Below are 8,172 nucleotides of genomic sequence, written 5' to 3'. Positions count from 1 at the left end.
CCTGTTCGCGATGTCCCCGGTCCAAACACCCCCTTGAGGGGGAGATGCCCGGCAGGGCAGAGGGGGGCGCGAAGGATCGCCGACGCTTATTCTCCGTCGCGCCCGCCGGCGCAAAAGCTCAGCTCTTGTTAGCGGCCAGCACCAGCACCGGCTTTTCGCTGTAGAGGTTGGGGAACAGCCGCTTCAGGTTCTCGACCTTGGGCAAATCATTGTAGACGATATAGGGATAAGTCGGGTTGAGGGTCAGAAAGTCCTGGTGGTAGTCCTCGGCCGGATAGAAGCTCTTGCCGGTCTCCAGCGTCGTCACGATCGGCTTAGGAAACACCTTGGCCTTGTCGAGCTGGGCGATATAGCTTTCGGCGATCTTTTTCTGCGTGTCGTTTTCCGCAAAGATCGTCGAACGGTACTGTGTGCCGCTGTCCGGCCCCTGGTACTTCAGTTGCGTCGGATTGTGCGCCACCGAGAAATACACCTGCAGCAGCTGGCCGTAAGTAACCTTGGACGGCTCGTAGGTGATCTCGACGGATTCGGCATGGCCCGTCCGGCTGGTGCCGACCATTTCATAGACGGCCGTGTCCTTGTCGCCGCCGGCATAGCCGGAGACGGCGCTGGTGACGCCCTTGACGTGCTGGAACACGCCTTGCACACCCCAGAAGCAGCCGCCGGCGAAGACCGCCTTTTCGGTGCCGGCGGTGGCCTTCTCGTCCATTGCCGGCGGCGGGATCACCACCGCGTCTTCGGCCGAGACTGCCGGGGTCTGCCAGAATACGGCGGCGGCGGCCGTGAGGATGAGCGCGGCAGCTGCTGCTTTTGCGAAAATCGACGATCGTTTCACGGCTGCGGTCATGTCTGATCTCCCATGATGTGGCGTGGATTATACGACGGATAGGTCCGCCGGGCTCTCACATTGCTGTGCGCATCGCCTATTTGGCCGGAGCCATGGCATCGCAGGCCTTGGTCGCCTCTGCCTTCTTCATGGCGTCCGTCTCGGCGTCGGCCTTGTTCATGCAGTCGGCCTTCATCGGATCGGTCGCCTTCATCGCGGTCGTGGCCATCGCGTCAGCCGCCATGGCGCCGGCCGGCTTCATTGCGTCCGTTGCCGGCTTCATGGCGCCCGTTGCCGGCTTCATGGCGTTTGTCGCCATCGCCGGCTTCATCGCATCTTCGGCTCGCGCCGCGCCTCCTGCGAACAGCGCCGCCGAGCAAAGTGCGAAGGCGAGTACCGCCAGGGTCGGGCGATTGGTCAAACGATTGGTCATGATGATCTCCTAGGGTTTGGCAGGGGTTGACGGCATGCGGCGGCGCCGCTGCGCGTTGGGGGAATTTCGCGCGGGTTTCTAATTCGTAGCGGCAGCAAGGATCGGCCCGCCGCCCGGCACCTGTACCAGCACCGCCGTGCTAAGGCCGCCCGTCGTCGCCGGCAGCGGCAGCGCGGTGGCGTCGCCGGTCCAACTGCCCAGCCTGGTCAGCGAATGCACGACATTGGCGTGCGGCAGCGTGCGGCCGGTGTTTTCTCCGCGCGCCACCGGCACCTCGACGACGCCCTTGCCGTAACGCACCAGCCAGACGTCGGCCTTGCCTCCGGGCACCGGACCGGCGCCGATGCTGACCATCCCGCCGGCGAGCGACAGCGAAGGTCCGTCGGCGCGGCCGCCGCTCGAAATCAGCTGCTCGATCTCGCCGGGCCTGGCGCCGACCGCATCGGCCTTGCCGTTGACCACCACTTGTGGCGTGAACGGGCCGGAACGGCCGAGCGACGGTTCATAGCGGACCTGGCGCTGCGTGAATTCTTCTTTGCCGAATGTGTCCTTCCAGCCGAGATAGTCCCAGTAGGTGACGTTGAAGGACAGCGCCAGCACGCCGGGCCGGTCCTTGACCTTGATCAGATTGGCGTTGGCCGGCGGGCAGGACGAGCAGCCCTGGCTGGTGAACAGCTCGACGACGGTCTGCGTCTGGCCGGCGGCCGCGCCGGTTGCCGACAGCACAGTTGCCGAAAACAGTACCGCGGCGAGCCCCATCAGGGCTGTGCTGCGTTTCGATCCGGTCATCGCTGTTCTCCTGTGCGGTTCCATGTCCACACTTCGCCGCCGAAACACGGTTCGTTACAGCATCACCGCTTCGTGATCGTTCGCAGCTCTCTCTTCCTCTTGTGGGAGAAGGTGAATCGGCGCGAAGCGCCGAGACGGTTGAGGGGTGCTGGAAGCAATGAGGCGTCGGCGTTCCCTGGAACACCCCTCATCCGACCGAGCTTCGCTCGGCCGCCTTCTCCCACAGGGGGCAAAGGGAAGACGGTCGCTCGCAACCAACACGCCACCCGGTGTGACGGGCGGCGGTGTGATGGACGGGCAGCCTAAGCGGGCCGATATGCCCTCGCACTCAGCTGCGGCGTCCTATTGTGTCAACAGCGTTTCCGATGCCCGCTGATTGAAGGCGCACTTGCCGGTTACTGTGTAGAAAAAGTCCGCGTTGGAATCGGTGATGGTCGGAGATGTCGGCACCGGCGATCCCCCGTCTTCCCACGCTTGTGTGCTGGTCTGGCCGCACGGCACCAGCGTAAAGATATCGACCGTTTGGCCACTGGCGATCTCGACGCCGTCCGCGTAGAGGCGGTTCGATGTCGCCGGATCGTTCGATTTGAGCACCGTTGGATTGCCTGACGGCACATCCATCTGCAGGTAGAGCTGGTCCATCTGGCTGACGTCGATCACCGCGCCGGCACCGGTCGCCGGGTACATGGTGTTGACGCAGGTGGTCGCATATTTCTTGCCGTTGGAAGCGGTCTGGGTGATCGTGGTGCTGGGCAGCCCATAAAAGCTGAGCACCGTGGTGGTCGTACACACCTGCTGCTGGACCGTAGTGATCGTCGCTCCGTTGATGGTGGAGACGGTCGCCGTGCCATAGCCTTTCGGATCGCCATAACCGTTGTATGTGTAGGTGATCTTCATCAGCTTGTTGGCCACCGTGTCCCCGAATTTGGTGCCGTAGAGCGTCATTGTCTTGCCCCACCAGCCCGAGACCTTGGTCACCTTGAACGTGGCTTGCACCAATGCCGGCCGCTTTGTCACTGCCGACGCAACGCCGACCTGCACCGTGTTGATCCTGGCGATCTGCATGAAATTCGTCGGCATGGCAAAGCCGGCCGAAGCCTTGATGCTGGCGGCGCCGTCGGTGGCGACGACGAAGCTGTCGAGCTTGGCCGTGCCTTGCCCGCCATTGGCCAGGTATACCTCCTGCAGTTTTACCTGACGGTCCGCCAATGAGGTGTCCGTCGCAAGCGTCGTGATCGACAGCGACGCTGCATCGAGGGCGTTCTGCATCGATGCCCTGGTTGAAACCGCCGAGGTATAGTCGATGGAAAAGCCCAATGCGGCAACCATCGGGATAAGCAGGATGGCGAGCATCGGCGCGAACGAGCCGCTCACCGATCTGAGAAATTTGCGTGCTGACAGCGGCATTCCGATCCCCCCGAAACGGCGATAGACCGGTGGGCTACCACGCCGGGCGCAAACTATGCTCTAATCTCATGGATCAAAGTTTAACGACTTTGCCGCCTTGCCGCCGCACCCGCGCCCCGCCGCTTGCCGATATACCGTGCCCCTGCTAAAGCGCGCCGCATGACCACGCCGATCAAGAACATCCGCAACTTCTCCATCGTTGCCCATATCGACCATGGCAAATCCACGCTTGCCGACCGGCTGATCCAGTCGACCGGCGGGCTGGAGCTGCGCGACATGAAGGAGCAGGTGCTGGACTCGATGGACATCGAGCGCGAGCGCGGCATCACCATCAAGGCGCAGACGGTACGGTTGAAATACCGCGCCAACAATGGCGAGGATTATATCCTCAACCTGATCGACACGCCCGGCCATGTCGACTTCGCTTATGAAGTGTCGCGCTCGCTTGCCGCCTGCGAGGGCTCGCTGCTGGTCGTCGACGCCTCGCAAGGGGTCGAGGCGCAGACGCTGGCCAATGTCTACCAGGCGATCGACAACAACCATGAGATCGTCGTGGTGCTGAACAAGGTCGACCTGCCCGCTGCCGAGCCCGAGCGCATCCGCGAGCAGGTCGAGGAGGTGATCGGCATCGACGCCTCCAACGCCGTGCTGATCTCGGCCAAGACCGGGCTGGGCATCCCCGACGTGCTGGAAGCGATCGTCAACGATCTGCCACCGCCGCGCGAGGGCGACATCGCGGCCCCCTTGAAGGCGATGCTGGTCGACAGCTGGTACGACGCCTATCTCGGCGTCATCGTGCTGGTGCGCATCATCGACGGCGTGCTGAAGAAGGGCCAGACCATCCGCATGATGGGCACCGGCGCCAGATACCTGGTCGAGCGCACCGGCGTCTTCACGCCCGCCCGCATCAATGTCGACGAGCTCGGCCCCGGCGAGTTCGGCTTCTTCACCGGCTCGATCAAGGAGGTTGCCGACACCCGCGTCGGCGACACCATCACCGAAGACAAGCGCCCGACGGCACAAGCCCTGCCCGGCTTCAAGCCGGCGCAGCCGGTGGTGTTCTGCGGCCTGTTCCCGGTCGACGCCGCCGATTTCGAAGACCTGCGCGCCGCGGTCGGCAAACTGCGCCTCAATGACGCGTCCTTCTCCTTTGAAATGGAAACCAGCGCCGCGCTCGGCTTCGGCTATCGCTGCGGCTTCCTCGGCCTTTTGCATCTTGAAATCATCCAGGAGCGGCTGGAGCGCGAGTTCAACCTCGACCTCATCGCCACCGCACCCTCGGTCGTCTACCGCCTGCTGTTGAACGACGGCACGGTCAAGGAACTGCACAATCCGGCCGACATGCCCGAGGTGGTCAAGATATCGGCCATCGAGGAGCCGTGGATCCGCGCCACCATCCTCACCCCCGACGACTATCTCGGCGGCATCCTGAAACTCTGCCAGGACCGGCGTGGCATCCAGGCCGACCTGTCCTATGTCGGCAAGCGCGCCATGCTGATCTACGATTTGCCGCTCAACGAGGTGGTCTTCGACTTCTACGACCGTCTGAAGTCGATCTCCAAGGGCTATGCCTCCTTCGACTATCACCTGACCGACTATCGCGAGGGCGACCTGGTGAAAATGTCGATCCTGGTCAACGAGGAGCCGGTCGACGCGCTGTCGATGCTGGTCCACCGCACGGCGGCGGAAAAGCGCGGCCGCCAGATGTGCGAGAAGCTGAAGGAGCTGATCCCGCACCATCTGTTCAAGATCCCGATCCAGGCGGCGATCGGCGGCAAGGTCATCGCCCGCGAAACCATCTCGGCGCTGCGCAAGGACGTCACCGCCAAATGCTACGGCGGCGACGTCTCGCGTAAACGCAAGCTGCTCGACAAGCAGAAAGAGGGCAAGAAGCGGATGCGCCAGTTTGGCAAGGTGGATATTCCCCAGGAGGCGTTTATCCAGGCGCTGAAGATGGGGGATTGAGGGGGCTGTGCCTGTGGCCGGACGCAGTGGAATTTCAGACCAGCGTTGCACGGCGAAAATAGTTACTCGCCATTGCGGGTTCCCGGCCTTGCACTTCAGAGTCGCCCCGCAGCGGCCATTTGCGCCCCAACAGACACATTGCTGAGCGCGCACCATTGACAGCCATCTTCTCGGAATGTCGACAGTACCGTTATCGCCTCGACCGTCCCATCGGTGGACGGCGGCCGCCGGTGGCGTTTTTGCTTCACAATCCAAGTATCGCCGATGAAGAGGCCGATGACGCCACTCTGCGGCGGGGAATTGGGTATGCCAAACTATGGGGTTGCGAACGACTTACGTTCATAAACCCGTGGGCGCGCATTGCAACATTGTCTAGAGAGTTATGGGCAAGCGGTGACCCTGTCGGGCCGCTGAACGATGGTCACATTCTTCGGGCAGCGACTGAGGTGAAAGAGGCTGGCGGCTTCATCGTTTTGGGCTGGGGTGTCATTCGCCCGCCACGGCAATATCTACCGGCAGCTACCTCGAGATTGCGTGACGTTGAGCAACTCGTTCGGGAAACTGGGTGCGAAATTCGTGCACTCGGCTCGAATAAGGATGGATCGCCAAAACATCCTCTCTATATATCACGTGAGTCGAAACCGTTTCTGTGGCCCCCTTCTTCGGTTTCACGCTTACTTTAATAACTTGTGGGAAACTCCGATTTGCCGCAAAAGTCGTGGTATGCGGCTTGATTCGGCTTCAGAATCAGGATGGCAACGCGAACCTGGGGGAAGGGAGCGCGATTATGTTTTCAGATGGCGACATGCTGCAACTGCAACAGGAGCAGTATCATCATGATCGGAGGAACCACTCCGATATCCTGTGCTTGCATAAAAACGACAGGCTAAAACATTACGGACTCCACTACTGCAAATACGTGGGACGGCTGGCGCGCGGCTTGACTGAGCCAAAGGCTTATGACCGGACGTTGACTGACACTGCACTTGTCTGTCTTAGCGCAGCAAATACACTCCATCAGCATCTGCCCGCACCAAATGTTGCCGTCAAACCTGCCACCCAAATCGACCCGCTTCGCACTTTTGCTGATGCAGCTGGTCGGTTTGCGGACGCATGCGAGAAGATTGATCACGCCGAAGACTGCCTTCCTATTATGCGTAGCGCCAACATCGACATCATGACATGGGTTGCACAGATATCTGAAGAGCGAGGCCTCAACCTCCACGAAGCTGTAATACAGCGCAGGAGCGAATTGCGTGAGCGCCAGTTCTACATCACGGAATAATCTTGGCGGCGGTGGATTCTGGAGCGGCGAAAAGCTTCTAGCTAACCAATCCGTTGTAATGGATTTTGACCCATTGCACATAGATGCGAATGCGTACAACTTACGCATGGGTAATGTCCTTTTTAAGACGGCGGAACTATCTGGAGAACATCAAGGAAAAACTGTTTTAGCGGAGAAGCAATGCTTTTTGATTCCTCCCGGGCAGTTCGCATTTCTCCTTACAAAAGAGGAGGTGTCGATACCTTCAGATGCTATGGCGTTCATATCTATGCGGACGCGCATTAAGTACCAAGGGCTTATTAACGTTTCGGGATTTCACGTTGATCCAGGGTACAAAGGAAAGCTGATATACGCGGTTTACAACGCCAGCCCATCGCCCGTTCAGATATGTGAAGGAGATCCCGCCTTTAAGATCTGGTTTTGTAGCTTGGATAGAACATCAAGCCCACCGTACCTTTATGACGGAAAAGCTATAAACGATATTGATAACGAACTTGTTCGGGGCATGAGCAAAGAGATATTGTCACTTCAAGGGCTTTCTGAGAAAATTAGACAGATTGAGAGCGACGTTGACAAAAGAATTTCCACTCAACAACCTGTAATAGACAGCTTAAGTAATCTCTGGAATAACATCTCTCTAGGTGTTATCTTGGCTTTGGTAGGCATTGTATTAACCATTGTTGCTCCAACAACGTTGGGTGTTGGATTGAATCTTCTTAAGAAGATTGAGACTAAGTGGCCAGTACTTGGTGCCCCTGAGCTTAGTCCTCCCGCTCAAACAAGTCCTTAAACTGCGGCTAAAAAAGTTCTACTGAAACAGGAGATCCACGAATCAGCCCTAGCGGATTTACCGCTGCGTTCCTCTGCAATGTTCGAAGATGATAAAGTGGACTCTTGAGCTTGGTTAGTCCGAATTGCGTACGGCGGTCAGATGGATTTCCGCCGGTGTATAGCCGTCGCTTGTGAGCTTAGAAACAATGGTGATATCCCCCCGAACGGTATCTTTGGTCCAGATATCATGAGCCGTCACCGGGTCGACCAGCTTCATTCTGAGGCGCGATTCTGTGACGCCTTTCGGGACAGCCGCCCAGCCGGTATTGATCTTGTCCTTGTCCTGAGCGTGTATTTCAAGCGTGACGTCGTCGTAACTGTCGTACCGTTCAAAATCCTCTTTGGCGCTGAACTCTTCGGCATATGGGATTTGCTTGACGACTTCTGACTCGACACGTTCTCTATCAAATAGGATTGGCACACCGCCTTCACGCTGGCTTGGAATGAAGAAGCCCTGCACCGCCTTCGCCAAGCGCTTTACCGTGGCGGGTTTCCCATACTTCGCATCAAGAATCTTCTTTATGTCCTCTTTCGACTTACCGGTGTTTTTGGCTAGGGTCAGGACCCATTAATTTGTTGAGTTGATCTCTGTTGGGTGATTCAAGGTGGCAGGAGGTGCCGCCTTGAGTGATTTGC

9 protein-coding genes are annotated in these 8,172 nt (G+C 59.1%); 4 read left to right on the top strand and 5 right to left on the bottom strand.

Annotation, left to right across the window (positions count from 1 at the left end):
• Positions 1–118: 118 nt before the first annotated feature.
• From msrA to NKJ17_RS32980, 4 genes are all read right to left on the bottom strand, one after another.
• A complete protein-coding gene (gene msrA / locus NKJ17_RS32995) occupies positions 119–847 on the bottom strand; it encodes a peptide-methionine (S)-S-oxide reductase MsrA (protein WP_352691882.1) in 729 nt (242 codons plus the stop codon).
• A 76-nt stretch (positions 848–923) separates the two neighbouring features.
• On the bottom strand, positions 924–1,259 hold the full coding sequence (locus tag NKJ17_RS32990; protein WP_352691881.1) for a hypothetical protein: 336 nt from the start codon (positions 1,257–1,259) through the stop codon (positions 924–926).
• A 78-nt stretch (positions 1,260–1,337) separates the two neighbouring features.
• Positions 1,338–2,048: a DUF1223 domain-containing protein gene (locus NKJ17_RS32985; RefSeq protein ID WP_352691879.1), complete on the bottom strand. Its 711-nt coding sequence runs from the start codon at positions 2,046–2,048 to the stop codon at positions 1,338–1,340.
• A 342-nt stretch (positions 2,049–2,390) separates the two neighbouring features.
• On the bottom strand, positions 2,391–3,455 hold the full coding sequence (locus NKJ17_RS32980) for a TadE/TadG family type IV pilus assembly protein (protein WP_352691878.1): 1,065 nt from the start codon (positions 3,453–3,455) through the stop codon (positions 2,391–2,393).
• Positions 3,456–3,614: 159 nt separating this feature from the next.
• Here NKJ17_RS32980 and lepA point away from each other — a divergent pair, with 159 nt between their 5' ends.
• The 4 genes from lepA to NKJ17_RS32960 all read left to right on the top strand — a co-directional run bounded on the left by lepA (position 3,615) and on the right by NKJ17_RS32960 (position 7,495).
• Positions 3,615–5,420: a translation elongation factor 4 gene (gene lepA / locus NKJ17_RS32975; RefSeq protein ID WP_352691876.1), complete on the top strand. Its 1,806-nt coding sequence runs from the start codon at positions 3,615–3,617 to the stop codon at positions 5,418–5,420.
• A 119-nt stretch (positions 5,421–5,539) separates the two neighbouring features.
• Positions 5,540–6,103: a DUF1643 domain-containing protein gene (locus NKJ17_RS32970; protein ID WP_352691874.1), complete on the top strand. Its 564-nt coding sequence runs from the start codon at positions 5,540–5,542 to the stop codon at positions 6,101–6,103.
• A gap of 104 nt (positions 6,104–6,207) precedes the next feature.
• Complete coding sequence (locus NKJ17_RS32965; protein ID WP_352691872.1) at positions 6,208–6,705, top strand: hypothetical protein; 498 nt, start codon at positions 6,208–6,210, stop codon at positions 6,703–6,705.
• Positions 6,677–7,495, top strand: coding sequence for a dCTP deaminase domain-containing protein (locus NKJ17_RS32960; protein WP_352691870.1), 819 nt, complete (start codon positions 6,677–6,679; stop codon positions 7,493–7,495). The genes NKJ17_RS32965 and NKJ17_RS32960 overlap by 29 nt, the downstream gene beginning before the upstream one ends.
• 114 nt (positions 7,496–7,609) lie before the next feature.
• On the opposite strand, the gene NKJ17_RS32955 is transcribed toward NKJ17_RS32960, so the two are convergent.
• Complete coding sequence (locus NKJ17_RS32955; protein ID WP_352691868.1) at positions 7,610–8,008, bottom strand: hypothetical protein; 399 nt, start codon at positions 8,006–8,008, stop codon at positions 7,610–7,612.
• Positions 8,009–8,172: the final 164 nt, after the last annotated feature.

Origin of the sequence: Mesorhizobium sp. M0208 (assembly GCF_040322015.1) — a bacterium.
Classification (GTDB): Bacteria; Pseudomonadota; Alphaproteobacteria; order Rhizobiales; family Rhizobiaceae; genus Mesorhizobium.
This window is presented reverse-complemented; position numbering and strand designations above follow the sequence as displayed.

What these genes read in the sequence shown, in the direction of transcription:
- msrA (WP_352691882.1), bottom strand. Translation starts at nt 847, where the DNA reads ATGACCGCAGCCGTGAAACGATCGTCGATTTTCGCAAAAGCAGCAGCT.
- NKJ17_RS32990 (WP_352691881.1), bottom strand. Translation starts at nt 1,259, where the DNA reads ATGACCAATCGTTTGACCAATCGCCCGACCCTGGCGGTACTCGCCTTC.
- NKJ17_RS32985 (WP_352691879.1), bottom strand. Translation starts at nt 2,048, where the DNA reads ATGACCGGATCGAAACGCAGCACAGCCCTGATGGGGCTCGCCGCGGTA.
- NKJ17_RS32980 (WP_352691878.1), bottom strand. Translation starts at nt 3,455, where the DNA reads ATGCCGCTGTCAGCACGCAAATTTCTCAGATCGGTGAGCGGCTCGTTC.
- lepA (WP_352691876.1), top strand. Translation starts at nt 3,615, where the DNA reads ATGACCACGCCGATCAAGAACATCCGCAACTTCTCCATCGTTGCCCAT.
- NKJ17_RS32965 (WP_352691872.1), top strand. Translation starts at nt 6,208, where the DNA reads ATGTTTTCAGATGGCGACATGCTGCAACTGCAACAGGAGCAGTATCAT.